Origin of the sequence: Pseudoxanthomonas suwonensis J47 (assembly GCF_000513955.1) — a bacterium.
Lineage (GTDB): Bacteria > Pseudomonadota > Gammaproteobacteria > Xanthomonadales > Xanthomonadaceae > Pseudoxanthomonas > Pseudoxanthomonas suwonensis_C.
In genome coordinates this window covers 47539-73614 of record NZ_AZUZ01000010.1, presented here as the reverse complement: position 1 = coordinate 73614, position 26076 = coordinate 47539, and the positions used below count along the sequence as shown (strand labels likewise).

General features: G+C 70.5%; 19 protein-coding genes. 16 read left to right on the top strand and 3 right to left on the bottom strand.

What is annotated here, in order from left to right; translation table 11 throughout:
- Positions 1 to 28 precede the first annotated feature (28 nt).
- From cysW to M503_RS0103505, 4 genes are all read left to right on the top strand, one after another.
- A complete protein-coding gene (gene cysW / locus M503_RS0103520) occupies positions 29 to 946 on the top strand; it encodes a sulfate ABC transporter permease subunit CysW (protein ID WP_051414193.1) in 918 nt (305 codons plus the stop codon).
- Between the two features lie 10 nt (positions 947 to 956).
- Positions 957 to 1997 carry a sulfate/molybdate ABC transporter ATP-binding protein gene (locus M503_RS0103515; RefSeq protein ID WP_028920767.1) on the top strand — a complete coding sequence of 347 codons (1041 nt, stop codon included), beginning with the start codon at positions 957 to 959 and terminating at the stop codon, positions 1995 to 1997.
- A 200-nt stretch (positions 1998 to 2197) separates the two neighbouring features.
- Positions 2198 to 3613, top strand: coding sequence for an FAD/NAD(P)-binding protein (locus M503_RS0103510; protein ID WP_028920768.1), 1416 nt, complete (start codon positions 2198 to 2200; stop codon positions 3611 to 3613).
- A 241-nt stretch (positions 3614 to 3854) separates the two neighbouring features.
- Positions 3855 to 4556, top strand: a complete 702-nt coding sequence (locus M503_RS0103505; RefSeq protein WP_024869403.1) for a TorF family putative porin — start codon at positions 3855 to 3857, stop codon at positions 4554 to 4556.
- 97 nt (positions 4557 to 4653) lie between these two features.
- On the opposite strand, the gene M503_RS0103500 is transcribed toward M503_RS0103505, so the two are convergent.
- Both M503_RS0103500 and M503_RS0103495 read right to left on the bottom strand, forming a co-directional pair.
- Positions 4654 to 5397: a FadR/GntR family transcriptional regulator gene (locus M503_RS0103500; protein ID WP_024869402.1), complete on the bottom strand. Its 744-nt coding sequence runs from the start codon at positions 5395 to 5397 to the stop codon at positions 4654 to 4656.
- 96 nt (positions 5398 to 5493) lie between these two features.
- Positions 5494 to 8385 carry a TonB-dependent receptor gene (locus M503_RS0103495; RefSeq protein ID WP_028920769.1) on the bottom strand — a complete coding sequence of 964 codons (2892 nt, stop codon included), beginning with the start codon at positions 8383 to 8385 and terminating at the stop codon, positions 5494 to 5496.
- Positions 8386 to 8687: 302 nt separating this feature from the next.
- On the opposite strand from M503_RS0103495, the gene M503_RS0103490 reads away from it, so the two are divergent.
- The 5 genes from M503_RS0103490 to M503_RS0103470 are packed head-to-tail and all read left to right on the top strand — an operon-like array spanning position 8688 to position 16362.
- Complete coding sequence (locus M503_RS0103490) at positions 8688 to 10808, top strand: polysaccharide lyase 6 family protein (protein ID WP_231472307.1); 2121 nt, start codon at positions 8688 to 8690, stop codon at positions 10806 to 10808.
- Complete coding sequence (locus M503_RS15585) at positions 10805 to 13078, top strand: alginate lyase family protein (RefSeq protein ID WP_231472306.1); 2274 nt, start codon at positions 10805 to 10807, stop codon at positions 13076 to 13078. Before M503_RS0103490 ends, M503_RS15585 begins: the two co-directional genes overlap by 4 nt.
- Positions 13075 to 14352: an MFS transporter gene (locus tag M503_RS0103480; RefSeq protein ID WP_024869398.1), complete on the top strand. Its 1278-nt coding sequence runs from the start codon at positions 13075 to 13077 to the stop codon at positions 14350 to 14352. Before M503_RS15585 ends, M503_RS0103480 begins: the two co-directional genes overlap by 4 nt.
- Before the next feature lie 36 nt (positions 14353 to 14388).
- Entirely contained in the window at positions 14389 to 15141 is a 753-nt protein-coding gene (locus tag M503_RS0103475; RefSeq protein ID WP_024869397.1) for an SDR family NAD(P)-dependent oxidoreductase, read from the top strand.
- Positions 15142 to 15162: 21 nt separating this feature from the next.
- Positions 15163 to 16362 (top strand): GDSL-type esterase/lipase family protein, encoded by a 1200-nt coding sequence (locus M503_RS0103470; protein ID WP_028920771.1) that lies wholly within the window; start codon positions 15163 to 15165, stop codon positions 16360 to 16362.
- 10 nt (positions 16363 to 16372) lie between these two features.
- Here M503_RS0103470 and tdh read toward each other — a convergent pair whose 3' ends face one another.
- Positions 16373 to 17407, bottom strand: coding sequence for an L-threonine 3-dehydrogenase (gene tdh, locus M503_RS0103465; RefSeq protein ID WP_028920772.1), 1035 nt, complete (start codon positions 17405 to 17407; stop codon positions 16373 to 16375).
- Between the two features lie 192 nt (positions 17408 to 17599).
- Here tdh and M503_RS0103460 point away from each other — a divergent pair, with 192 nt between their 5' ends.
- The 7 genes from M503_RS0103460 (at position 17600) to M503_RS0103430 (ending at position 26055) form a co-directional block, all read left to right on the top strand.
- Positions 17600 to 19762 (top strand): S46 family peptidase, encoded by a 2163-nt coding sequence (locus M503_RS0103460; protein ID WP_028920773.1) that lies wholly within the window; start codon positions 17600 to 17602, stop codon positions 19760 to 19762.
- Between the two features lie 158 nt (positions 19763 to 19920).
- A complete protein-coding gene (locus tag M503_RS0103455; protein WP_028920774.1) occupies positions 19921 to 20565 on the top strand; it encodes a histidine phosphatase family protein in 645 nt (214 codons plus the stop codon).
- Between the two features lie 136 nt (positions 20566 to 20701).
- Positions 20702 to 21958: a bifunctional tetrahydrofolate synthase/dihydrofolate synthase gene (gene folC, locus M503_RS0103450; RefSeq protein ID WP_028920775.1), complete on the top strand. Its 1257-nt coding sequence runs from the start codon at positions 20702 to 20704 to the stop codon at positions 21956 to 21958.
- A 62-nt stretch (positions 21959 to 22020) separates the two neighbouring features.
- Positions 22021 to 23043 carry an SPOR domain-containing protein gene (locus M503_RS0103445; protein WP_028920776.1) on the top strand — a complete coding sequence of 341 codons (1023 nt, stop codon included), beginning with the start codon at positions 22021 to 22023 and terminating at the stop codon, positions 23041 to 23043.
- A 34-nt stretch (positions 23044 to 23077) separates the two neighbouring features.
- On the top strand, positions 23078 to 23719 hold the full coding sequence (locus M503_RS0103440; RefSeq protein ID WP_028920777.1) for a CvpA family protein: 642 nt from the start codon (positions 23078 to 23080) through the stop codon (positions 23717 to 23719).
- Positions 23720 to 23742: 23 nt separating this feature from the next.
- Entirely contained in the window at positions 23743 to 25212 is a 1470-nt protein-coding gene (purF, locus tag M503_RS0103435; protein WP_028920778.1) for an amidophosphoribosyltransferase, read from the top strand.
- A gap of 39 nt (positions 25213 to 25251) precedes the next feature.
- The gene (locus tag M503_RS0103430) at positions 25252 to 26055 is read left to right on the top strand and encodes a ferritin-like domain-containing protein (RefSeq protein WP_028920779.1); all 804 of its coding nucleotides are present in this window, start codon (positions 25252 to 25254) and stop codon (positions 26053 to 26055) included.
- Positions 26056 to 26076 lie beyond the last annotated feature (21 nt).

The window sequence follows — 26076 nt, the reverse complement described above, 5'->3', positions numbered from 1 at the left end:
CGTCCTTGCCGTCGACGCGGGTGAGCAGGTGCTGGAGCGCAGACACGGTCGCAGTTCCGCCAGGCCGGCCTCGCCGACCACCGAGCCGCGCTGGGTGCAGGTGCTGCTGATCCTGGCCGCGCTGGGCTTCCTGCTGGCCTTCCTGCTGCTGCCGCTGGTGCTGGTGTTCGCCGAGGCGCTGCGCGGCGGCCTGGAGGCGTTCGCCCGTGCCGTCACCGACCCGGACGCGCTGGCCGCGATCCGCCTGACCCTGCTGGTGACCGCGATCGTGGTGCCGTTGAACCTGGTGTTCGGCGTGGCCGCGGCCTGGGCGGTGACCAAGCACGAGTTCCCCGGCAAGCGCTGGTTGGTCACCCTGATCGACCTGCCGTTCGCGGTATCGCCGGTGGTGGCCGGCCTGATCTTCGTGCTGATCTTCGGCGCGCAGGGCTGGGCCTACCCGCTGATCGAGGAAGGCTGGCACGCCAGCCTGCCGCTGCTGGGCGAGGTCCACCTCCAGCTGCCGAAGATCATCTTCGCCCTGCCCGGCATCGTCCTTGCCACGGTGTTCGTGACCTTCCCCTTCATCGCCCGCGAGCTGATGCCGCTGATGGAGCAGCAGGGCGCGGACGAGGAGCTGGCGGCGCTGAGCCTGGGCGCCAGCGGCTGGCAGGCGTTCTGGCGGGTGACCCTGCCCAACATCCGCTGGGCGCTGCTGTATGGCGTGCTGCTGTGCGGGGCGCGGGCGATGGGCGAGTTCGGCGCGGTGTCGGTGGTCTCCGGCCACATCCGCGGCCGCACCAACACGCTGCCGCTGCACGTGGAGATCCTCTACAACGAATACGCGTACAGCGCCGCCTTCGCCGCCGCCTCGCTGCTGGCCCTGAGCGCGCTGGTGACGCTGGTGCTGAAGACCTGGCTGGAATGGCGCCACGGCGAATCGCTGGCCGCCAACCACCGCCATTGAGGACGAGCCGATGACGATCAAGATCGAGAACCTGCGCAAGCGCTTCGACACCTTCCCGGCGCTGGACGGGATCGACCTGGAGATCCGCCAGGGCGAACTGCTGGCGCTGCTGGGGCCGTCCGGTTCGGGCAAGACCACCCTGCTGCGGGTGATCGCCGGCCTCGAGCATCCGGATGCCGGCCGCGTGCTGTTCGGGGGCGAGGACGCCACCGGGCTGGGCGTGCAGGAACGCCGGGTCGGCTTCGTGTTCCAGCACTACGCGCTGTTCCGGCACATGACCGTCGCCGAGAACATCGGCTTCGGCCTGAAGGTGCGGCGCGGCAAGGAGCGCTGGCCGAAGGCGAAGATCGCCGCGCGGGTGGAGGAGCTGCTGTCGCTGGTGCAGCTGCAGGGCCTGGGCGGGCGCTATCCGGCGCAGCTGTCCGGCGGCCAGCGCCAGCGCGTGGCGCTGGCGCGCGCGCTGGCGATCGAGCCGCGGGTGCTGCTGCTGGACGAACCGTTCGGCGCGCTGGACGCGCAGGTCCGCCGCGACCTGCGCGGCTGGCTGCGCGAGCTGCACGAGCGCACCGGCCTGACCACGGTGTTCGTCACCCACGACCAGGAAGAGGCGCTGGAACTGGCCGACCGCGTCGCCATCCTCAACCACGGCCGCATCGAGCAGCTGGGCACGCCGGCCGATGCCTACGACCGCCCGGCCTCGCCGTTCGTGTACTCGTTCGTCGGCGCGGTGAACCGCCTGCGCGGGCGTCGCGACGGCGAGCGCATCGAGGTGGCGGGCCTGGCCCTGCCGGCGCCGGCCGACACGCCGGCCGCGGGCGAGCTGGAACTGTTCGTGCGCCCCGAGGACCTGCGCGTGGGCGAGGGTGGCTGGTCGGCGACGGTGGTGGCGGCGCAGCGCAGCGGTCCGCGCATGCGGGTGCGCGCGCGCCTGGACGAAGGCGAGGGCCAGGAGCTGGAGATCGAGCTGCCGGTGGATGCCGGTCGCGTGCATACGCCGGGCAGCCGCGTCGGCCTGCTGCCGGTGCGCTTCGGCGCGTTCCCCGCGGGCTGAACGCCGGACGTCGTGGCGCGCGTGTTGCCGCGGCGACGCGCGCGCTTCGCAGGGATGCGCTGGCCGCGACGCGGTCATGACGTATGGCGATGTGCTCGTGCCGAATCGTTCTCGCCGGCATGGCCGCAAATAACCCCGCCTTTACCTGCCGCGACGCGCACGGCGCTTAACTGCCCTCCGGACTGGCGGAGGGCGAGGCGATGCGGATAGCAATCATCGGTGCGGGCTTCAGCGGCAGCGTGCTGGCCACGGAACTGGCGCGCAGCGCCCCGGCCAGCGTCGACCTGTGCCTGGTGGGCATGCCGGAGAGCTTCGGCCGCGGCGTGGCCTACGGCGAGGCGCGCCCGGAACACCTGCTCAACGTGCGCGCCCGCGACATGGGCGCCACCCAGGACAAGCCGGTGGAGTTCGCGCGCTGGCTCAACCTCACCCGCAGCGCGGAGGAAGGCTTCCTGCCGCGCCTGGTCTACGGCGAATACCTGTACTCGCGGCTGCAGTCGGCGGCGCAGACCTCGCTGGCCAGCTTCAACCAGGTGCAGCAGGAAGCGGTAGCGATCGACCGCGAGGGCACGGCCTTCCGCGTGCTGCTGGCCGACGGCTCGGATTTCGTCGCCGAGAAGGTGGTGCTGGCGGTGGGCGCGCTGCCGCCGCAGCGGCTGCAGGGCGTCGGCCCGCGGCTGCTGGTGGATCCGGGCTACATCGCCTGGCCGTGGCAGCGCGACCTGCGCGGCCGCGACGCGCTGGCGCAGGTGCCGGCCGACGCGCGTGTGCTGGTCATCGGTACCGGCCTGACCATGGCCGACACCGTGGTCACCCTGCTACGCCGCGGCCACCGCGGGCCGATCACCGCGCTTTCGCGACATGGCCTGCTGCCGCGGCCGCACCTGGAAGAGCCGGGCCCGCCGGTGGCGCTGCCGCCGAACGTGCTGCACGCGCTCAACAGCGCCGACGTGCGCCTGCTGCTGCGCACCCTGCGCGCGCTGGCGCCGATCGTGCCGGACTGGCGCGGCCTGGTCGACGCGCTGCGTCCCTACCTGCAGGGCTACTGGAAGACCCTGCCGGACGAGGAGCGCAGCCGCTTCCTGCGCCACCTGCGCTCGTACTGGGAGGTGTTCCGCCACCGCCTGGCGCCGAGCGTGCACCGCGAGCTGGAGGAGCTGCAGCGGCAGGGCCAGCTGAGGATCCGCGCCGGCCGCCTGCTGCGCGCGCGCCGCGGCGAGACCGCGATCGAGGTGGTGCTGCGCGAGCGCGGCCGGTCGCACGCGGAGTTCGAACAGTACGACGTGCTGGTCCGCGCCACCGGCCTGGACACCGACATCGAGCGGACCAGCCATCCGCTGGTCGGCCAGCTGCGCGACGCCGGCACGATCAGCGCCGACCCGTTCGGCCTGGGGGTGCGTGCCAATGCCCGCTACGAGGTGCTGGACCGGCATGGCGCGCCGGTGCGGGGGTTGTACTGCCTGGGGCCGTTGCTGCGCGGACAGCTGTGGGAGACCACGGCGGTCCCGGAACTGCGGGTGGCTGCCTGCGAGCTGGCCGCGCAACTGCTGCGGGCGCTGGATGCGGCCGGCATCGCGGCGGGTGCGGGGCCGAGACTGGCCGCATCCGCCGGCTAGCGGGAGGCGGCGACGGGAGCGCCTGCGGGTCCGGCAAGCCCAGCGGGCGAAGGGTGAAGGGGAGGGCAGGCGGAGCCTCGAGGCCCGGCTTGCGCTCGTGCGCGCCGGCACTTGACGCGGGAAATGTTGCATCGCAGTATCGGGCTGGGTTAATTATTCGTGAAACCGTGATCGCGACCGAGGTCGCGGCCCCGGCCCCGCCCCCGCCGCCCGCAACATCCCCACCGCCAGGAGATCCAGGATGAAGCCGTTCAAGCTTGCCGCCTCGCTTGCCCTCGCGCTGTCCGCACTGCCGTTCGTCGCCTTCGCCCAGGACGCGGAGGAAGAGTCCTCGCCGCTGACGTGGTCGGTCGCCGCGACCTCGGACTACGTCTGGCGCGGTGTCTCGCAGAGCAACGAAACCTCGACGGGCCAGGTCGGCCTGACCTACAACTCGCCGGTGGGCCTGTACGTGGGTACCTGGGCCTCGGGCGTGGACTTCGGTCCCGGCGATCCGGATTTCGAAGTCGATTACTTCGTCGGCTACAACGTCGACTTCAGCGACTCGGTCAACTTCGACATCATGCTCAACCGCTACACCTACCCGGATGCGAGCGAGCTGAACTTCAACGAGCTGATCACCACCACCACCTTCGCCGAGAACTACAGCCTGACCGTCGCCTACAGCGACGACTTCGGCGGCTCGGACACCGACGCGTGGTACGTGGCCGGCGGCGCCAGCATCGGCCTGCCCAACGACTTCAGCCTGGACCTGGGCGTCGGCCGCAGCATGTTCGAGAAGGACTTCGGCGAGGACTACACCGACTGGACCGTCGGCGTGAGCCGCAGCTGGGGCCTGTTCTCCGCCTCGCTGGCCTACGTCGGCACCGACGGCAACGGCCGCGATGCCTTCGGCGAGATCGCCGACAACCGCGTCGTCCTGACCCTCAGCGTGGGCAACTGATCCACGCCGGCGGCAACGCCATCCAAGAAAGAGGCGCCGCGAGGCGCCTTTTTCCTTTCCCGGTTTCGGCCCCGGGGCCGAATGGCGAGCGGGTTCGTCAGATCCGCGTGGTGGCGAGGAAGCGCTCGCGGTTCTGCGCAGTGCGGCGGCGCACTTCCTCCAGCGCTTCGGTCTCGCTGGCCTCGAGCATGGATTCGAACAGGCGGTGGAAGTGGTCGCGCATCGCGGTGCGCGCGGCGGCCGGGTCGCGCGCCTTGAGCGCGGCCAGGATCGCGCTGTGCTCCTGCGCGCGCGAGTTCCAGTCGTTGTGGCAGATGCGCGCGTAGGCCTGGCGCACGCCGGGCAGGTCGTTGCGCATGCGCCAGATCAGCTGCACGCAGTACTCGATCACCGGGTTGCCGGTGATCCGGGCGATGGTCAGGTGGAAGCGGCGGTCCGACTCGTTGGATTCCTGGTCGGTGGCGCCCGGGTCGGACATCGCCCGCACCAGCTCCTCCAGTTCCTCGACCTCGGCATCGGTGATGCGCATCGCGGCCAGGGCCGCGGCCTCGGCCTCGATCACCGCGCGGGCGGCGGTCAGGTCGAAGGCGCTGACGTCGGGCAGGGCGCCCAGCGAACTGGCCGGGCGCGGGCGCACGTACACGCCCGAGCCGGTCTTGATGGCGATCCGCCCCTGCGCTTCCAGGGCGATCTCCGCCTCGCGGATGGTCACCCGGCTGACGCCCAGCCGCTCGGCCAGGTCACGTTCGCCGGGCAGGCGCGAACCCGGCGGGAACTCCCCCGACTCGATCAGGGCAAGGATTTCCGCGGCGACGGACTGGTAGAGGCGGTTTTCTGACATCGGCTGGACTATCCATCCATGTTTACCGTTCCGGTCCAGGACAGGGAGCTGTCCCGGACCTGCGGAAGGCACGGCCGGGTGGCCGCGCCTCCGTATTCAGAATCGGTATCGTACACCCAGATAATAGCGGGGCCCGTACGTGTTGTACTCGCGCAGGCTGCCGCGCACCGGCATGTCGTGGTACCGCGGTTCGTCGTTGAGGTTGGAGCCCTCGAACGAGAACGACAGGTTCCGGTTGACCCGGTAGGTCGCGCGGAAATCCAGTACGCCGGTGTCGCGGATGTAGCGGTTCTGGCTCGGGCCGCCGACGAATTTCTGGTAGTACTCGGTGCGGTACTTGTAGATGGCCTGCAGCTCCAGCGGGCCGATCTCGTAGTACAGCGAACCGGACGCCACCTGCTGCGACAGGCCGAAGATGCCGGCCGGCGGGATGATGCCCGGGGTGACCTCGCCGGTCTCCGGATCCAGCTGGTCGCCCAGGCGCAGGTCGTGGGTCCTGAAGTTCGAATCGGCGTAGTTGTAGCTGAGCTTGAAGCCGAGCCCGTCGAGCGGCTTGGGCAGCCACGAGAAACGGTGCGCGGCGGTCAGCTCGAAGCCGGTCAGGTCGCTCTTCTCGTTGGTGGTCGCGTCCTGCACGACCGGCACGACCACGTCCTGCCCGTCGATCACGAACGACTCGTCCAGCACCACAGGGATGAAGCCGCCGTTGAACTGCTTGTAGTACACCGCCGCGCCCAGCATCGAGTCCTCGTTGGCATACCACTCCAGCGACAGGTCCGCGTTCCACGACAGCAGCGGCTTCGTGCGCGGGTTGCCGTTGGCGGTGATGCTGCGGATCGCCTCAGCGACCGAATCGAACGCGGTACCGGACTCGAGCACGAAGGTGCGGCCGGCGCCCAGCGCGCTCGGGTCGGGTCGGGACATGGCGCGGTAAAGGCCGACGCGGAACACCAGGTCGTCGCGCAGCTCGAAGGCGGCGTTGACGCTGGGCAGGAACACCTTGGAGTCGGACTCGATCACCAGAGTGTCGAATTCCCCGGTCTGCTCCAGGCGGATGGTGCCGTCCGGATTGTCGACCACCTCCAGCGCCCCGGTCAGGCCGACCGACCGCACCGCGGTGTCGACGTAGCGCACGCCGAAGTTGCCGCTCACCGGCAGGCCGAACATCTCGGTGGAGAATTCGCCCATCAGGTACGCGGCGTGGGTCTTCTCGGTCACGTCGCGGTTGCCGATCGAGCGGGTGTCGGCGTTCAGTCCGGTGTCCTCGACGCCGGTGATGGCCTCGAACAGGCACAGCGGATCGAACTGGGCCCAGCTGGTGATGCTGTTGCCGCTGGCGTTGCTGAGGAAGTCGCGCTGCGGGAACTCGCGGCGGCAGGCGAGGTTGGCCTCGCGGATCGCGGCCGTGTCGGTCACGTTGATCTCGACGCGGTCGTCGATGTCCTTGTAGGTCAGCTCCGACAGGCGGACGCCGGATTTCACCGCGGTCAGGAAGCCGCTTTCCGGGAAGTAGCTGCCGTCGAAGCGGAACGCGCGGATCTCGTTCTCGCGGATCGTCTCGTCGCGGCGCGCGCGCGCCGCGGCGCTGAAGTTCTCGTGGCGGTCCAGGTCGAACGCCGGGTCGACGATGATCGCCGGGATGTCGCCGCGGGTATAGTCGAAGGTGTAGCCCACGCGCTGGCCGTCTGTGCCGGGCACGGCGACGCCGTAGATGTCCTTGCCGTTGGAGCGCATGCGCACCTGGCGGTCCATCTCGCTGCGCCGGGTCTTCGAGTAGGAGAGGTCGGTGGACAGCAGCCACGCCTCGTTCGGACGCCACTCCACCTTCAGGCCGCCGCCGTCGTACTTCTCGTCGCGGATACGGTAGGTCGGGGTGGACTCGATGGTGCTGAAGCCGGTGTAGTAGCGCAGCACGCCGTTCTCGTCGACGACGCGGTTGTTCACGCCGCGCATCGTCTCCGAGAAGTTCAGGTCCGAGCGCTGCTCGGTGTAGGTGCGCCGGGAGCCCTGGTAGTCCAGCGAGATGTCCAGGGTCTCGTTGGGCTTCCACTGCAGCACGGCGAACTGCGCGTCGCGCTCGTCGCGCTCGATGAACTGGCGGTAGGTGCGGCTCCCCGGGATCAGGTAGAACGGGGTACCCTCATGCACTTCGGCGCTGGTCACCTGGCGGCAGTTGGCGTTGTTCGGTACGACCTGGGTGCCGTCGCACGCGTTCCAGGTGCTGGAGCTGCTGAAGAGTTCTTCCGGGTTGGTGGATTCAAGGCTCTGCAGGCCCAGCGAGATGCCAAGCTTGCCGGCGCCGCCCAGGTCGAACTGGTCCAGGTAGCTGGCCGTCCCGCGCCAGCCCACGCCGGCCGAATCGTCCAGGCGATCGTCGTAGTCGGCCCAGATCGCGCGGCCTTCCAGTTGGATGCGGCGCTTGCCGAAGTCCAGCGGCTTGACCGTCTCCATGTTGATGATCCCGGACACGCCGCCTTCGATGAAATCGGCGCGCTGGGTCTTGTAGATGGCGACGGTGTTGATCAGCTCCGAGGGGAACTGGTTGAAGTTCACCGAGCGGTCGCCGCTGCCGTTGCTCGCCTCGCGGCCGTTGAAGGTCGCCGAGCCCAGGAACGGACCCAGGCCGCGGATCGAGATCTCCGAAGCGCCACCCTTCTCGCGATGGGTCGATGCGCCGGTGATGGTCTCGATGGCTTCGCCGATCGACAGGGCCGGCAGGTCGCCGATGTCCTCCGACGAGATGGCGTCGGAGATCACCGAGGCCTCGCGCTTGTGGTCGATGGACGACTGGATCGAGCCGCGGATGCCGGACACGACCACGCTGTCGAGTTCGGTGACGTTGCCGTCCGCCGGCTCCTGGCCGCGGTCCGCCTCCTGGGCGAAGGCGGGAGTCAGGCCCAGCGGCGCCCAGATGGCGCACAGCAGGGCGGTTCGAAGTGCCGAAGGACGGACCCGCGCGTGAGGCGTGTCCCGGTGATGGCGCCGCATGTGTTTTCTCCTCCCAGAGTGGTTTCCCCATCGCGGGGCGGTGGCAAGGGTTTACCGGGAGGTGGGAACTTGTCAACCAATTGGTAAGGGCGCTTTTCTATACCGGAAGGTATTGATGGTTGGTCTGCGTATTCATGTAATTGGTCTACAAAACTGGTTGACGGGTTGGCTTGCTTTGCTACCATCCGGGCCTCCGCAGGTGGAGGAGGGATGCGATGCGACAGTGGATCTGCCGGGCCCTGGTCCTGGTGGTGGCCTGGCCCCTGGCGTCGTGGGGCGCATCCCCTGCGGGCAAAACCGTCATGGTCCGGACCCAGGACGAGTACGCGTCTGCGGTCCGTGCCCTCAAGCCGGGCGATCGGCTGGTCCTCGCCGACGGCGAGTGGCGCGATTTCCAGGTGCTGCTCCTCGGCGAGGGGACGCCTGACCGCCCGATCACCCTGACCGCGCAGACCCCCGGCAAGGTCGTGCTGACCGGCCAGTCCAACCTGCGCCTGGGCGGCCGGCACCTGGTCGTGTCCAACCTGGTGTTCCGCGACGGTTGGTCGCCCACGGGCGAAGTCGTCTCCTTCCGCCGCAGCCGCGCCGAGCGCGCCACCCACAGCCGGGTGACCGGGGTGGTGATCGACCGCTTCAACAAGCCGGACCGCTCGCAGATGGACAACTGGGTGGCGATGTACGGCCACCATAACCGCTTCGACCACAACCACCTGGTGGGCAAGACCAACCAGGGCGCGACCATGGTGGTGGTGCGCGACGCCGAGCAGGGCCTGGACAACCGCCACCGCATCGACCACAACTACTTCGGCCCGCGCCCGAACCTCGGCTCCAATGGTGGCGAGACCCTGCGCGTCGGCACCAGCCACGACTCGCTGTCCGACTCGAACACGCTGGTGGAGAACAACTGGTTCGAAGGCTGCGACGGCGAGGTGGAGATCGTCTCCAACAAGTCCGGCGGCAACACCTACCGCGGCAACGTCTTCTTCCACTCGCGCGGTGCGCTGGTCCTGCGCCATGGCGACGGCAACCTGGTCGACGGCAACTTCTTCTTCGGCGGCAACAAGCCGCACACCGGCGGCATACGCGTGATCAACCGCCGGCAGGTGGTCCGTAACAACTACCTCGAAGGCCTGGCCGGCGAGGGCTTCGCCTCGGCGCTGAGCGTGATGTACGGGGTTCCGGACTCGCCGTTGAACCGATACGTGCAGGTCGACGAGGCGGTGATCGAGCACAACACCATCGTCGATGCGCGCAGCATCGTCATCGGTGCCGGCAAGGATGAGGAGCGCTCCGCGCCGCCGGTGCGCAGCCGCTTCGCCCGCAACCTGCTGGTCAACGGCGATGGCCGCGACCCGGTGCGCGTGCCGGGCGAGCTGTCCGGCATCGCCTTCGAAGGCAACGTGCAGTCCCCGGCCGCGTCCCCGGCGCTGGGCCAGCGCGTCCGTGGCACCCGGGTTGAAATGCAGCGCGAGCATGGCGATGTGCTGGTGCCGGTAGGCCTGGATGGCGTCGGCCTGCCGGCGGACCTGCGCCCGATCGCGCGCGGCGCCACCGGCGTTGACTGGTATCCCAAGCACGGCCAGGCGGCGAAGCTCGACGGCGGACGCGAGCACGCCGTGGCGCCGGGCGACGACACCCTGACCGATGCCGTGGCCCGCGCCGGCGCGGGCGACCGCCTGGTGCTGCAGGCGGGCCGCTACCTGGTCAACCAGGTGCTGCAGGTGCATCGCCCGCTCACCGTGCAGGGCCCGGCGCAGGGCGAGGCCGTGATCGCCTTCAGCCGTCCGCAGCTGTTCCAGATCGAGGCCGGCGGCAAACTGCGGCTTTCGCGCCTGAGCATCAGCGGCGAGCTGGCGCCGGACGAGGTCGGCAATGCGGTGATAGCCGTGCGCCCCGGTTCCAGCGCCGCCAACTACGAACTGCTGGTCGAGGACACCACGATCCGCGACCTCACCGTCAACCGCGGATTCGACGTCGTCGCCACCGGCAAGGGCTCGATGGCCGACCTGGTCGCCTTCCGCCGCGTCACCGTCGAGGATGCCACCGGGGCAGTGCTGTCCGCCGCCGCCGAGACCGACGACCGCGGTACCTACAACGCCGAGCAGGTGGAGATCGCGGACTCGCAGTTCCGGCGCGTCCGTGGCCCCGCGGTCGACCTGTACCGCGGCGGCACCGACGAAAGCACGTTCGGTCCGCGCATCCGCGTCCGCGGCTCCACCTTCGAGCAGGTCGGCCAGGGCGCGGCGGCGCTGCGCCTGCATGGCGTGCAGCACGCCGAGCTGGAGGACAACCGTTTCGTCGACAGCGGTACGGTGCGCTTCACCCACAGCGTCGGCAAGCCGGTGCTGGTGGCCAGCGGCAATGCGTTCAGCGGTACGCCGCCGATCGAGTCGGACATCGCCATCACCGGGGTGGCGCCGTGAGGCCGGTGGCGGCGCTGGCCGCCTGCCTGGTCGCGATGGCGATGCCCGTCCCGGCCCCCGTGCACGCGGCCGGACCGGCGCAGGTTGCGCCGGCGGCGGATACCGCGCCGGTGCTGGTGCGCGCGGACGAGTGGCAGGCGATGGCCGCGGCGGCGGCGGACTACCCGCTGTTCGCCGGCGAACGTGCACGTGCCGAGGCCTCGGTCCGCGCGGCGATGGCGCAGGGCGTGACCGTGCCGGTGCCGAAGGATCCGGGTGGTGGCTACACGCACGAACAGCACAAGCGCAATTACCTGGCGATCCAGAATGCCGGCGCGCTGTACCGGCTGACCGGCCAGCGCGAGTACGCCGACTTCGTCCGCGACATGCTGCTGGAGTACGCGCGCCTGTATCCGACCCTCGGCCAGCACCCGGCCGGGCGCGGCCAGATCCCCGGCCGCCTGTTCTGGCAGACGCTCAACGATTCGGTGTGGCTCGTCCACGCGATCCAGGGCTACGACGCCGTGCGCGCCGACCTGTCGGCCGACGAGCGCCGCCTGATCGAGGGCGACGTGTTCCGGCGCATGGCCAGCTTCCTCTCCGCGGAGACCCCGGCCAACTTCGAACGCATCCACAACCACGCCACCTGGGCCGTGGCCGCGGTCGGCATGACCGGCTACGTGCTTCGCGACCGCGACATGGTCGAGAAGGCACTGCTGGGCCTGTCGAAGGACGGCAATGCGGGCTTCCTCCGCCAGGTCGACCAGCTGTTCTCGCCGGACGGCTATTACGAGGAAGGCCCGTACTACCAGCGCTATGCGCTGCAGCCGTTCGTGGTCTTCGCCAGCGCGATCGAGCGCAACGAGCCGGGGCGGAAGATCTTCGAGCGCAAGCAAGGCGTGCTGCTGAAGGCGGTGGAAACCCTGGTCCAGGCCAGCTATGCCGGCTACTTCATCCCGGTCAATGACGCGCTGCTGGACAAGGGCCTCGACACCGCGGAGCTGGTCGCGGGCATCGGCATCGCATACGCGCATACTGGAGACGGTCGACTGCTGCCGATCGCCGGGCGCCAGGGCCGGGTGCTGCTGACGCCGGAGGGGCTGAAGGTCGCCGAGGGCCTGGCCCACGGGCGTGCCAGGCCATTCGATTTCCGTTCGCTGCTCCTGCGTGACGGCCCCGACGGTGACCACGGTGGCCTGGCGCTGCTGCGCGACGGCGGCGAGGACGGCCAGCTGCTGGTGCTGAAGGCTACCGCCCAGGGCATGGGCCATGGCCACTTCGACAGGCTCAACTGGCTGTTCTGCGACAACGGCCAGCGCGTGGTGACCGACTACGGCGCCGCGCGTTTCCTCAACATCGAGGCCAAGGCCGGCGGCATCTACCTGCCGGAGAACACCAGCTGGGCCAAGCAGACCATCGCCCACAACACCCTGGTGGTGGATGGCCGCAGCCACTTCGATGGCGACTGGCGTCGCGGCCAGGAGCACGCGCCGGTAGTGACGCAGTTCGCGCCCGGCGAGGACCTGCAGCTGGTCTCGGCGCGGATGGAAGGTGCTTACGAGGGCGTGGCCTTCGACCGCACCCAGGCGCTGCTGCGGCATCCGGATCTGGGCTTGCCGGTGGTGATCGACCTGCTGCGCGTGCATGGCGAACGTCCTGCGCGCTACGACCTGCCGCTGCATTTCAGCGGCCACGTGATGCGCGTGGGTTTCGAGGCGAAGCGCGAGGTCGCCGCGCGCCCGGTGCTGGGGGAAGCCAATGGCTACCAGCACCTGTGGGTGGACGCGACCTCGCCGGCCTCGGATGGGGTGCGGCGGCTGACCTGGCTCAATGCGGGCCGTTTCTACACCCACCACTTCGGAGCCAGCGCGCCGACGAGCGCGATCCTCGCCGAGAGCGGCGCCAACGATCCGGACTTCAACCTGCGCCGCGAGCCGGTGCTGGTCCAGCGCATGGAAGGGCAGGGCGAGGCCACGTTCTTCGCCGTGCTCGAGCCGCACGGCGAATACAACGGCACGGTCGAGTACGTCACCGGCGCCGACAGCCGCATCCGCGACGTGCGCCACTTCGCCGGCGCCAGCGCCGACGTGGTGGTGTTGACCCTGGCTTCCGGTGCCGAACTGGCGCTGGGTGTGGCCCGCGATCCGGCGGACGCGACGCGGCGCCACCGCGTGGCCGGCGGCGGCCGCACCTACACGTGGACGGGTTCCCACGCCCGCTTCGACCATCCCGCGGGCGGACGCCATGCCGCCGCGTCCCGCACCGCCAAGCAAGGACATACCCGGCCATGAAGCAAGGTTCCGCCGTCCGCTGGACGATCATCGGCCTGATCGCGATCGCCACGGTCATCAACTACATCGACCGCAACGCGCTGGCGGTGATGTGGCCGCAGATCTCCGCCGACATCGGCGCCACCAAGGAGGACTACGCGCTCCTGGTGACGGTGTTCATGCTGCTCTACGCCGCCGGCCAGTTCGCCTTTGGCAGGCTGTTCGACATCATCGGCGTGCGCCTGGGCTTCGCGGTCTCGATCATCGGCTGGTCGATCTCGATCGCCCTGCATGCGATCAGCCATTCGGTGACCTCGTTCGCCGTGTTCCGGGCGATGCTCGGCATCAGCGAGGCCGGCGCCTGGCCGGGCGCGGTCAAGGCCAACGCGGAGTGGTTCCCGCCGAAGGAGCGCGCCTTCGCGCAGGGCATCTTCAACGCCGGTGCCTCGATCGGCGCGATCATCTCGGCGCCGCTGATCGCGATGCTGTTCCTGTGGATCGGCTGGAAGGGGACCTTCCTGCTGATCGGCTCGCTGGGCCTGGTCTGGGTCCTGCCGTGGCTGGTGGTCTACCGCGCCGGCCCGGACCGCCACCCCTGGGTGAGCGCGGCCGAACGCGCGCTGATCCTCGACGCGCCGGCCGGCGAGGCGGTCGCGCCCGCGGCGCCGGCCTACGTGCCGGGGCTGCGCCAGATCATGTCGCACCGGCAGAGCTGGGGCATCGTACTGTCGCGCTTCTTCATCGACCCGATCTGGTGGCTGTTCGTCTCCTGGCTGCCGATCTACCTGGCCGAGACCTTCCATTTCGACATCAAGCAGATCGGCCTGTTCGCCTGGGTGCCGTTCGTCGGCGCAATGCTCGGCAGCCTGTCCGGCGGCTGGCTGTCCGGGCGCCTGATCGCGGCCGGCTGGAGCGTCAACAACGCGCGCAAGTGGACCATCACCCTCGGTGGCGTGGTCATGGCGCCGGCGCTGGTCGGGGCGGTGTTTGCCGCCGACCCGGTGGTGGCGGTGCTGGCCATCGCCGCGGTGCTGTTCGGCTTCCAGGTCGCGATCGGCAACATCCAGACCCTGCCCGGCGACGTCTTCCATGGCGGCGCGGTCGGCTCGCTGGCCGGCATCGGCGGCATGGCGGCCGTCGCCGGCACGCTGGTCACCACCTGGCTGGTGCCGGTGATGACCGGCGAGTCCTACGCGCCGATCTTCATCCTCGTCGCGGCGCTGGTGCCGCTCTCCCTGCTCGCCATCTGGCTGGCCGGTCCCATCGAGAAGGTCGATGGCCCGGCGGGCCGCTGATCGCCTGCTTCACCCTCCACCCAAGAAGGACCCCTCATGCAATTCAGGAACAAGGTAGCCATCGTCACCGGCGGCGGCCGCGACATCGGACGCGCCGTATCGCTGCAGCTCGCCGCGCAGGGCGCGAGCGTCTGCATCAACTACGCCAACGACGAGGCCAGCGCGAAGGAAACGCTGCGGCTCATCGAGGAGGCCGGCGGCCGCGCCATCCTCCACCGTGCCGACATGACCAGCGCCGCTGCGGTCGAGGGCCTGGTGGCCGCGACCCGCGAGGCGTTCGGCGAGCGCATCGACGTGCTTGTGAACCTGGCCGGCGGCATGGTCGCGCGCAAGCCGCTGGCCGAGATCGACGAGGAGTTCTTCCACCGGGTCATGGACCTCAACCTCAAGTCGGTCTACCTGGCCACCCGAGCGGTGGTGCCGCACATGGGCGAGGGCAGCGCGATCGTGAACTTCGCCTCGCTGGCCGGTCGCGACGGCGGCGGCCCCGGCGCGGCGATCTACGCCACCTCCAAGGGCGCGGTAATGACCTTCACCCGGGCCATGGCCAAGGAGCTGGGGCCGCGCGGCATCCGCGTCAACGCGCTGTGCTGCGGGATGATCGCGACCCGCTTCCACGACGACTTCACCAGGCCGGAAGTGCGCCAGGCCGTCGCCAACGCCACCCCGTTGCGCCGTGAGGGGCGCGCCGAGGAGGCCGCCGCGGCCGCAGTGTTCCTGGCGTCGGATGCGGCGGCGTTCATCACCGGCGCCAACGTCGACGTCAACGGCGGCACCTTCTTCTCCTGATCCGGCCCGGAGGGCAACGCCATGCTGCGAACGCTGTCTTCGATCCTGCTTGCCGCCGCCCTGGCCTTGCCGGCCGGCGCGGCCCGGGCCCAGGTCTGGGTGCCGGTATGGACGGCGTCGGCGATGCCCGACCGCGGCGATACCGACAGGCAGGGCCAGCCGCACCAGTTCGCCGACCAGACGGTGCGGCAGGACCTGCAGCTGGCCAGTGCGGTGAAGGCGGTGCGGATCCGTTTCAGCAACGAGCTGGGCAAGGAGCCGCTGGTGCTGGGCGCCACCCGCGCCGGGCTGCGCGGCGGGCCGCTGCAGCCGGTGCTGTTCGACGGCAAGCCGGGCGCGACCATCGCGCCCGGTGCTTCGCTGCTCAGCGACGTGCTGGAGCTCGAAGTCCCGGCCCAGGCCGAGCTCACCGTCTCGGTGCATCTGCCGGAGCCGACGCGGCCGGCGGTGCGGCTGAGTGCGGTGCGCTTCGCCGCTGGCGACAGCGAGGTGCCGGACACGATGCGCCTGCAGCGCCGGCAGAGCGTGGTCTCGGCAGTGCTGGGCGAGCGCACGCAGGCGCCGGAGGCGGTGGTGGTCGCGCTGGGCGACTCGATCACCGAGGGCGGCAGCACCACCATCGGCGCCAACCGTTCCTGGCCGGCGCGGCTGGGACGGCGGTTGGAAGAGCGCTGCCCGGGCGCGTACGTGGTGGTCAACGCCGGCATCGGTGGCAACATGGTGGTCGGCAACGGTCGCTCGCCCTCGGCGATCTCGCGGCTGGACCGCGACGTGCTGTCGCTGCCGGGCGTGACCCACGTGATCCTGCTCGAAGGCCTCAACGACATCCGCCAGAAGGGGCCGCAGCGCGACAGGCCGGGTGCTTCGGCGGAAGACGTGATCGCCGGCTACCGCCAGGTCGTGGATCGCCTGCGCATGCACGGGATCAAGGTGATCGGTGGCACGCTGACCCCGATCCTGGCCGCGCCGGTGCGCGAACCGGTGATCGAAGGCCCGAGCACCGAGGACAAGCGCCGCGCGCTGAACGATTTCATCCGCGGCAGCGGACTGTTCGACGCGGTGGTCGATTTCGAGGCGGCGATCGCCGATCCGCGCGATCCGGGGCGGATCCGCGCCGGCGCGCACCGCGAGGACGGTTACCACCCCAACGACGAAGGCCATCGGCTGATGGCCGGGGCTGTCGATCCGGCCCTGTTCGGGCCGGACCGCTGCGGCCGCTGAGCGCGGCCGCTCAATTCCAGCTGAGCACGACCTTGCCGGCCTTGCCCTGTTCCATCAGGTCGAAGCCGTGCTGGAACTCGTCCACGTGCAGCTGGTGGGTGAGCACCTTGCCCAGCGGGAAGCCGGACAGCACCAGCTGGGTCATCTTGTACCAGGTCTCGTACATCTTGCGGCCGTAGATGCCCTGGACGGTCAGGCCCTTGAAGATGATCTTGTCCCAGTCGCAGCCGGCGCCCTTGGGCATGATCCCGAGCATGGCGATCCTGCCGCCGTGGTACATGCATTCGAGCATGTCGTTGAAGGCGCGCGGGTTGCCGCTCATCTCCAGGCCGACGTCGAAGCCTTCCATGTGCAGGTCGGCCATCACGTCGCGCAGCGAGGTGTTGGCGACGTTGACCACGCGGGTGGCGCCCATGTCGGCGGCCAGCTTGAGGCGGAAGTCGTTGACGTCGGTGACCACGACATTGCGCGCGCCGATGTGCTTGCAGATGCCGGCGGCGATGATGCCGATCGGGCCGGCGCCGGTGATCAGCACGTCCTCGCCGACCACGTCGAACTCCAGCGCGCAGTGCGCGGCGTTGCCGCAGGGGTCGAAGAACGCGGCCAGCTCCGACGGGATCGGGTCCGGGATCGGCCACAGGTTGGTCGCCGGCATGACGATGTACTCGGCGAAGGCGCCGTCGCGGTTCACGCCGATACCCACCGTGTGCGGGCACAGGTGCGGGCGGCCGCCGCGGCAGTTGCGGCAATGGCCGCAGACGATGTGGCCTTCGGCGGAGACGCGCTGGCCGACCTTGTAGCCGGTCACGCCCGGGCCCAGCGCGGCGATGCGGCCGACGAACTCGTGGCCGATGACCAGGCCCGGCCTGATCGTGCGCTGGCTCCACTCGTCCCACAGGTAGATGTGCAGGTCGGTGCCGCAGATGGCGGTCTTCTCGACCTTGATCAGGACCTCGTTGGGGCCGGCCTCCGGTACGGGCACCTCTTCCATCCAGATGCCCTTGGTGGCTTCGCGCTTGACCAGCGCCTTCATGGTTGCGGACATCGATCGGCCTTGCGAGGGAAACAGGGGCGGACATTATAGGTTGCGGGGGTAACCATCGCCTGCCGGCCTAGCGGGCCGGGTCGGGCCTGGCGGGCCGGGACCGGGGTAGCCCCGGCCCCTGCCGAAAGTCATGGGCCGTCGGGGTCGGGCCGGCCGCTAGAATCGGGAATCCTTTCAGCTGGAACCGTCCTGATGCGCCTTCGCCTGCTATCCGCCTCCGTCCTGGCCGCCCTGGCCGCCGCTCCCGTCGCCTGGGCCGGGGAGGGCATGTGGGTGCCGCAACAGCTGCCGGAAATCGCCGGCCCGCTGAAGCAGGCCGGGCTCAAGCTCTCCCCCGGGCAGCTGGCGGACCTGACCGGCGACCCGATGGGCGCGGTGGTGGCGCTGGGCGGCTGCACCGCCAGCTTCGTGTCCCCGAACGGCCTGGTGGTGACCAACCACCACTGCGCCTACGGCGCGATCCAGCTCAACTCGACCGCCGAGAAGAACCTGATCAGGGACGGCTTCAACGCCCCGACCACCGCCGACGAGCTCAGCGCCGGCCCGAACGCGCGCGTCTACGTCCTCGACGAGATCACCGACGTGACCGCCGAGGCCCGCGCCGCGATCGCCTCGGCCGGCAAGGACGCGCTGGCCCGCACCAGGGCGCTGGAAGCCTTCGAGAAGAAGCTGATCGCCGACTGCGAGGCCGAGGCCGGCTTCCGCTGCCGCCTGTACAGCTTCTCCGGCGGCAACACCTGGCGCCTGTTCAAGAACCTGGAGATCAAGGACGTGCGCCTGGCCTACGCGCCCCCGGGCAGCGTGGGCAAGTACGGCGGCGACATCGACAACTGGATGTGGCCGCGCCACACCGGCGACTTCGCCTTCTACCGCGCCTACGTCGGCAAGGACGGCAAGCCGGCGGCGTTCTCGCCGGACAACGTGCCGTACCAGCCGAAGCACTGGCTGAAGATCGCCGACAAGCCGCTGGGCGCCGGCGACTTCGTGATGGTCGCCGGCTATCCGGGCTCGACCAACCGCTACGCGCTGGCCGCCGAGTTCGACCACACCGCGCAGACCGTGTACCCGGACACCATCCGCCACTACCAGAACCTGATCGGCATGATCGAGGAAGCCGGGCGCAAGGATCCGGACATCCAGGTCAAGTACGCCAGCAACATGGCCGGCTGGAACAACTACGCCAAGAACTACGCCGGCCAGCTGGAAGGCTTCAAGCGCATCGACGCCGCCGGCCAGAAGCACGCCGAGGAAGCGGCGGTCCTGGCCTGGCTGAAGGGCCAGGGCACGAAGGGCAGGGAGGCGCTCAAGGCGCACGCCACCCTGATGCAGCTGCTGGAGCAGAACAAGGCCACCCGCAGCCGCGACTACACCTTGGCGATGTTCAACGGCACCGGCGTGGTCGGCGCCGCCACCCAGCTGTACCGCCTGTCGCTGGAGAAGGCCAAGCCGGACGCCGAGCGCGAGCCCGGCTTCCAGCAGCGCGACCTGCCGACCATCGAAGGCGCGATGAAGCAGCTCGAGCGCCGCTACGTGCCGGCCATGGACCGCCAGCTGCAGGCCTACTGGCTCAACGAGTACATCAAGCTGCCGGCGAACCAGCGCGTGCCAGCGGTGGACCAGTGGCTGGGCGGTAGCGACGCCGCCGCCGTGGAGCGCGCGCTCGACCGCCTGGCTTCGACGAGGCTGGGCAGTACCGAAGAGCGCCTGAAGTGGCTGCAGGCCGACCGCGCCGCCTTCGAGTCCAGCGACGACCCGGCGATCCAGTACGCGGTGTCGGTGATGCCGACCCTGCTCAAGCTCGAGCAGGAGCGCAAGATCCGCGCCGGCGAGAACCTGGCCGCGCGCCCGGTGTTCCTGCAGGCGCTGGCCGATTACAAGAAGAGCCAGGGCCGCTTCGTCTATCCGGACGCGAACCTGTCGCTGCGCATCACCTTCGGCAACGTGATGGGCTACGAGCCGAAGGACGGCGTGGCCTACACCCCGTTCACCACGCTCGAGGGCCTGGTCGCCAAGGACACCGGCGAGGAGCCGTTCGACTCGCCGAAGGCCCTGCTCGACGCGGTCGCGGCCAAGCGCTACGGCGGCCTGGAAGATCCGCGCGTCGGCTCGGTCCCGGTCAACTTCCTGTCCGACCTGGACATCACCGGCGGCAACTCCGGCTCGCCGGTGCTGGACGCCGAGGGCAAGCTGGTCGGCCTGGCCTTCGACGGGAACTGGGAGTCGGTCAGCTCCAACTGGGTGTTCGACCCGAAGATGACCCGCATGATCGCGGTCGACCAGCGCTACATGCGCTGGGTGATGCAGGAGGTGTTCCCGGCGCCGCAGCTGCTGCAGGAACTCAACGTCGCCAACTGACCGGGCAGGCCGGGGCGGAAGGCATTCCCGCCCCGTAGACCCTGGCCGGTGCGGCCCACGGGACGGGAGCGGGTATCATCCGCTCCCGTCCTCGCGTCCGGACCCCGGAAACGGGCAGGTCCAGGCCGGGTCGCCACCCCTACCGGAAACACTGCTGCATGCGCATCCTGCTTGCCCGCCACGGCGAAACCCCGTGGAACGCCGAAGGCCGCTACCAGGGCCAGATCGACATCCCGCTTTCGCCCGTCGGCGAAGCCCAGGCCCGCGCCCTGGGCGAGCGCCTGCGCGACGTGCCGGTCAGCCGCGCCGTCGCCTCGCCGCTGTCGCGCGCACGCCGTACCGCCGAACTGGCGCTGGGCGAGGAGCGTGCCGGCATGCTGCAGCTGGACCCGGACATCCAGGAAATCGCCCACGGCGAGTGGGAAGGTCTGCTGGCCGCCGAGATCGGCGAGAAGGACCCGGCGCGCCTGCGCGCCTGGCGCGAGGAGCCGGACACGGTGCTCATGCCCGGCGGCGAATCGCTGCGCCAGGTGCTGGACCGGTCCTGGCGCGGCCTGGTCCGCGCCGCCGAAGGCCTGGGCGACGACGACACCCTGCTGCTGGTCGCCCACGACGCGGTCAACCGCGTGCTGCTGTGCCGGATCCTCGGCCTGCCGATCGGCAAGCTGTGGACCTTCCGCCAGGCGCCGACCACGCTCAACCTGCTCGAAGGCGCGGACGTGGACAGCCTGGAAGTCGTGCGCCTGAACGACTGCTCGCACCACACCCCGTTCTTCGGCGAAGCCAGGCACCGCGCGCTGTAAGGCGACGCCAGCCAGGACGACGAGCGCGGCCGCGTGCCGCGCGCCTTGACGTGCGTGGCACGCGGCGGGCCGCCGGCGGTATCGTTGGCGCGTGCCGCGGGCACCAATGGAATGACCTGGGCGGAAGCCGGATCCGATGAACCTGCAGCAGTGGCTCGAGCATATCGAGCGCCAGCATCCCCGCAACATCGAACTGGGCCTCGAGCGCGTGCGCGAGGTCGCCGCGCGGCTGGGCCTGCAGCGCCCGGCCGCGCAGGTCATCACCGTCGCCGGCACCAACGGCAAGGGTTCGACCGTGGCCTTCGTCGAGGCCATCGCCCGCGCCGGCGGCTGGAAGGTCGGCGCGTACACCTCGCCGCACCTGCTGCGCTACAACGAGCGCGTGCGCATCGATGGCGTAGAGGCAAGCGACGAGGCCCTGGCCGAAGCCTTCGCCGCGGTCGACGCCGCGCGCGGCGACACCCCGCTGACCTATTTCGAATACGGCACCCTCGGCGCGCTGTGGCTGTTCGAGCGCGCCGGGCTGGACCTGGCGGTGCTGGAAGTCGGCCTCGGCGGCCGCCTGGATGCAGTCAACCTGGTCGATCCGGATGTGGCGGTGGTCACCACCGTCGACATCGACCACGTCGACTGGCTGGGCCACGACCGCGAAGCCATCGGCGCCGAGAAGGCCGGCATTGCCCGGGCCTGGAAGCCGCTGGTGCTGGGCGAGATCGATCCACCGTCCAGCGTGCTGCGCCATGCCTATGCGATCGGTGCCAATGCGATCCGCCTGGGCAGCGACTTCTTCCACGAACCGGTGGACGACACCCAATGGCGCTGGCGCGAGGTCGGTGCCGAGCTGCTGCTGCCGATGCCGCGCCTGCCGGCGCCGGTGCAGCTGGCCAACGCCGCCACCGCGATCGCCGCGCTGCGCGCGCTGCCGCGCGAGCTGCCGGAACAGGCCTACGCTGACGGCGTGGCCGCGGCGACCCTGCCGGGGCGCCTGCAGCGCTTCGAACGCGACGGCGTCGAAGTGGTGCTCGACGTCGCCCACAACCCGCAGGCCGCGCGCGAGCTGGCCGCATGGCTGGCGCTGCAGCCGCCGGCGCCCACCGCGGCGGTGTTCGCGGCGCTGGCGGACAAGGACGTGGCCGGCGTGGTCGAGCCGCTGGCCGGCGCGGTCGCGCGCTGGCACCTGGCCGGCCTCGACGGCATCGCCCGCGGCGAGGCGGTGGATGCCTTCGCCGGACGCCTGGCCGGCACCGCGGTGGCCGGCGGCAGCCGCGACGCCAGCGTGGCCGATGCATTGCAGCGTGCGCTGCGGGCTTCCGCGCCGGGCGAACGGGTGCTGGTGTTCGGTTCCTTCCACACCGTGGCCCAGGCGCTGGAAACGCTGCGTTCAGGCCACTGACGGCAGGCCAGCGGGCCTGCAGCCTATAATCGCCAGGCATTCCCGGCGCGCTGCGAGGCCCAGTGGATACCACCCTGAAACAACGCCTGATCGGCGGCGCGGTCCTGGTCGCGCTGGCGGTCATCTTCCTGCCCATGCTCGTGCAGGGTCCGGCCCCCGACAGCGGCGTGGCGGACGTCTCGACCCGCGTGCCGCCGACCCCCGGCGGCGAATACGAAACCCGCGAACTGCCGCTGGTGCCCGGTGCCGCGGATCCGGCGTTGCCGGCGCCGGCGACCGAGGCCGCGCCTGCACCGGCCGAAACCGCAGCCCAGGACGCGGCAGCGCCCGCGGCGGCCGGCAAGCCCGATCCGGCGGAAGCCGCCGGCCAGTGGGCGGTGACCTTCGGTGCCTACGCCAGCGCCCGCGACGCCGACACCGTGCTGTCGCGGCTGCGCCAGGCCGGCCTGGAGGGCTTCAAGGAAGAGGCCGAACTCAACGGCCGCAAGGCCTGGCGCGTGCGCGTGGGGCCGTATCCGGACCGTGCGCTGGCCGAGGCAGGCCGCCTGCAGGCGGTGCGCATCCGCAGCGACGTCAACGCGCAGGTGATCGCGCTGGATGCCGGCAACGACACGGCCGGCACGTCTTCCGCGCCCGCCACCGCGGCGGCTGCGACCACGGCGGCCAGCCCGCCCGCGCCGGCCGCGAGCCAGCCGGCCGCCACCGCCCAGGCGCCGGCGACGAAGACCGAGGCGCTGCCGGCGGAGAGCAAGCCCAAGCCTGCGGCCACGACCCCGGCGCAGCAGCCGGCACCGGCGAAGACCACCGCGGCCACCGCGCCGGCCCCGGCGCCAACCGCGCCTGCCGCGTCCGGCGTCGGTTTCGCCGTGCAGCTGGGCGCGTTCTCCAGCGCCACCGAGGCCAACGCGCTGCGCGACCGCCTGCGCGGCGCCGGCTACAGCGCCATCGTCCAGCCGGTGCGCACCGACAAGGGCACCCTGCATCGCGTGCGCGTCGGGCCGGTCGCCAGCCGTGCCGAGGCCGAACAGCTGAAGTCGCGCCTGGCCTCCGGATTCGGCGGCGGCATGGTGGTGCCGCACCCGTGACCGCACCGGCCGACGCACGGGAGGGGTGCGCCGCGTGAATCCGATCGACCTGGTCCTGGGCGTGCTGGTCCTCGCCTCGGCGCTGTTCGGGGCGATGCGCGGGCTGGTCGGCGTGATCGCCTCGCTGGTGGCCTGGATCGGCGCGGCCTGGTTCGCGTTCCGCCATGGCGCCGAGCTGGCTTTCTGGTTCAGCAACGACGGCCAGCCGGGCGCGACCGAACTGCTCGGCGGCTACGTCGTCGCCTTCGTCGGCGTGCTGGTGCTGGTCGGGCTGGTCGGCTGGATCGTGCGCAAGCTGGTGCACGCGGTCGGGCTGTCCGGCGTGGACCGTTTCCTGGGGCTGCTGCTGGGCCTGGCCCGGGGTGCGCTGATCGCCTGCATCGCCATCGTGGTGCTGGCGTTCAGCCGCCTGCCGCAGGAGCCGGCATGGGCCGAATCCCGCGCCGTTGCTGTGTTGTTGCCCGGTGCGCAGTGGCTGGCGCGGTGGTTGCCGGACTGGGCCGTGCAGGAACTGGACTTTGGCAACGGCCGTCCGAGCGGCGATAATGGTGTCCTTGATCGGGCCGGCGCAGTCGTCGGGACGATCACCGAGGCGCTGCCCACCCCCGTGGACGAGAACGGACCTCCTCCCCGCGGCGCGGAGCCGCCGCCACCATCGTCTTCCCCCGGTCGCTGAGACCGCAGCGAGTACCCCCGAACATGTGCGGCATCGTCGGAATCGTCGGCAACCAGAACGTTGCCGGTCAGCTTTATGACGGCTTGACCGTCCTCCAGCATCGCGGCCAGGACGCGGCGGGCATCGCCACCGCCGACGGCACCCGCCTGCGCGTGCACAAGGACAACGGCCTGGTCCGCGACGTGTTCAACGCCAAGGCCATGAGCGTGCTGGAAGGCCGCGTGGGCATCGCCCACTGCCGCTACCCGACGGCGGGTTCTGAAGGCATGGACGAGGCGCAGCCGTTCTACGTCAACTCGCCCTACGGCATCGCCCTGGCGCACAACGGCAACCTGATCAACACCGAGGCGCTGCGCCAGCAGGTGTTCGCCCAGGACCGCCGCAACATCAACACCGACTCCGACAGCGAAGTGCTGTTGAACGTGTTCGCCCACGAGCTGGACGTGCAGCGCACCCTGACCCCGGACGCGGCGCTGCGCGCGATCTCCGGCGTGCATCGCCGGGTGAAGGGCGGCTACGCGGTGGTCAGCGTGGTGCTGGGCCTGGGCCTGGTCGCGTTCCGCGACCCGCACGGGATCCGCCCGCTGGTGCTGGGCAAGCGCGAGCAGGCCGAGGGCACCGAGTACATCGTCGCCTCCGAGTCGGCGGTGCTGGACATCCTCGGCTTCCAGCGCGTGCGCGACGTGCTGCCGGGCGAGGGCATCGTCATCACCGCCCGCGGCGAGATGTTCGCCGGGCAGTGCGCCGAACCGGCCGAGCGCGCGCCGTGCATCTTCGAATACGTGTACTTCGCCCGCCCGGACTCGATGATCGACGACGTCTCGGTGCACAAGGCGCGCATGCGCATGGGCGTCAAGCTGGGCGAGAAGATCCTGCGCCTGCGCCCGGACCACGACATCGACACGATCATCCCGATCCCGGACACCTCGCGCGACGCGGCGCTGGAGATCTCCAACGTGCTGGGCGTGAAGTACCGCGAGGGCTTCATCAAGAACCGCTACGTCGGCCGCACCTTCATCATGCCGGGGCAGGGCGAGCGGGTTAAGTCGGTGCGCCGCAAGCTCAACCCGATCCACCTGGAGTTCCGCAACCGCGTGGTCCTGCTGGTCGACGACTCGATCGTGCGCGGCACCACCAGCCAGCAGATCGTGCAGATGGCGCGCGACGCCGGCGCGCGCAAGGTCTACCTGGCCAGCGCCGCGCCGCCGGTGCGCCATCCGAACATCTACGGCATCGACATGCCGTCGCCGGACGAGCTGATCGCCCACGGCCGCTCCGTCGAGGAGATCGAGAAGCTGCTGGGCTGCGACTGGCTGATCTACCAGGACCTGGAAGACCTGGAGGCGGCGGTACGCGAAGGCAATCCGCAGCTGACCCGCTTCGATTCCTCGTGCTTCGACGGCAACTACGTCACCGGCATCGAGCCGGGCTATTTCGAGCGCATCCAGCAGCTGCGCTCGGACGAGGCCAAGCGCAAGCGCCGCGCCAGCTGAGGCAGGGGCGCGCCTCGTCGCTGCGGCGCGCCGTCCACGATGGATTCGCTGTTCGACGCCGCCCGCCAGTGCCTGGATGCCGCGGATCCGGCGGAAAAGGTCGCGCTGACCCATCGCCACTTCGCCGCCCTGCAGCGCGGCGGGCTGGCGATCCCGCAGGATGCGCCGCCGCCGGAGCCGATCCGCATGCCCGGCCGCCCGCCGCGGCCGCGGCTGGTGCATCCGCGCGACCTGCCCAAGCGCGGGCTCGGCAGCGACGAGGGCAAGGCGGCGTTCCTGCACGCCATCGCCCACATCGAGCTCAATGCCATCGACCTGGGCTGGGACGCGGTGTACCGCTTCCGCGGCCTGCCGGAGCAGTTCTACCTCGACTGGGCGCGGGTGGCCGACGACGAGGCGCGCCACTTCGCGATGCTGCGCCGGCGCCTGCAGGAATGCGGTTACGACTACGGCGACTTCGACGCGCACAACGGCCTGTGGGAGATGTGCGAGAAGACCGCGCAGGACGGCCTGGCGCGGATGGCGCTGGTGCCGCGCGTGCTCGAGGCGCGCGGGCTGGACGTGACCCCCGGCATGATCGAACGCCTGCGCACCATGGGCGACACGCGCACGGTGGCGGTGCTGGAGGTGATCCTGCGCGAGGAGGTCGCACACGTGGCGGCCGGTTCGCGCTGGTACCGCTGGTACTGCGAACAGCGCGGGGTGGAGCCGCGCCAGCGCTTCCGCGAACTGCTGCAGGAATACGCCAGCGGCTACCTGCGCGGCCCGTTCAACCTGGAAGCGCGGCTGCTGGCCGGTTTCGACGAGGACGAACTGCTGGCGCTGCAGCAGCAGGCCGGCTGAGACGGCCCGACCGCTGGCGGT

Coding starts and splice junctions, on each gene's coding strand:
- M503_RS0103500 (WP_024869402.1), bottom strand. CDS start 5,397: ATGTCAGAAAACCGCCTCTACCAGTCCGTCGCCGCGGAAATCCTTGCC.
- M503_RS0103475 (WP_024869397.1), top strand. CDS start 14,389: ATGCAATTCAGGAACAAGGTAGCCATCGTCACCGGCGGCGGCCGCGAC.
- tdh (WP_028920772.1), bottom strand. CDS start 17,407: ATGTCCGCAACCATGAAGGCGCTGGTCAAGCGCGAAGCCACCAAGGGC.
- M503_RS0103505 (WP_024869403.1), top strand. CDS start 3,855: ATGAAGCCGTTCAAGCTTGCCGCCTCGCTTGCCCTCGCGCTGTCCGCA.
- M503_RS0103510 (WP_028920768.1), top strand. CDS start 2,198: ATGCGGATAGCAATCATCGGTGCGGGCTTCAGCGGCAGCGTGCTGGCC.
- M503_RS0103495 (WP_028920769.1), bottom strand. CDS start 8,385: ATGCGGCGCCATCACCGGGACACGCCTCACGCGCGGGTCCGTCCTTCG.
- M503_RS0103460 (WP_028920773.1), top strand. CDS start 17,600: ATGCGCCTTCGCCTGCTATCCGCCTCCGTCCTGGCCGCCCTGGCCGCC.
- M503_RS0103455 (WP_028920774.1), top strand. CDS start 19,921: ATGCGCATCCTGCTTGCCCGCCACGGCGAAACCCCGTGGAACGCCGAA.
- M503_RS0103430 (WP_028920779.1), top strand. CDS start 25,252: ATGGATTCGCTGTTCGACGCCGCCCGCCAGTGCCTGGATGCCGCGGAT.
- purF (WP_028920778.1), top strand. CDS start 23,743: ATGTGCGGCATCGTCGGAATCGTCGGCAACCAGAACGTTGCCGGTCAG.
- M503_RS0103490 (WP_231472307.1), top strand. CDS start 8,688: ATGGTCCGGACCCAGGACGAGTACGCGTCTGCGGTCCGTGCCCTCAAG.
- M503_RS0103480 (WP_024869398.1), top strand. CDS start 13,075: ATGAAGCAAGGTTCCGCCGTCCGCTGGACGATCATCGGCCTGATCGCG.
- M503_RS0103515 (WP_028920767.1), top strand. CDS start 957: ATGACGATCAAGATCGAGAACCTGCGCAAGCGCTTCGACACCTTCCCG.
- M503_RS0103470 (WP_028920771.1), top strand. CDS start 15,163: ATGCTGCGAACGCTGTCTTCGATCCTGCTTGCCGCCGCCCTGGCCTTG.
- folC (WP_028920775.1), top strand. CDS start 20,702: ATGAACCTGCAGCAGTGGCTCGAGCATATCGAGCGCCAGCATCCCCGC.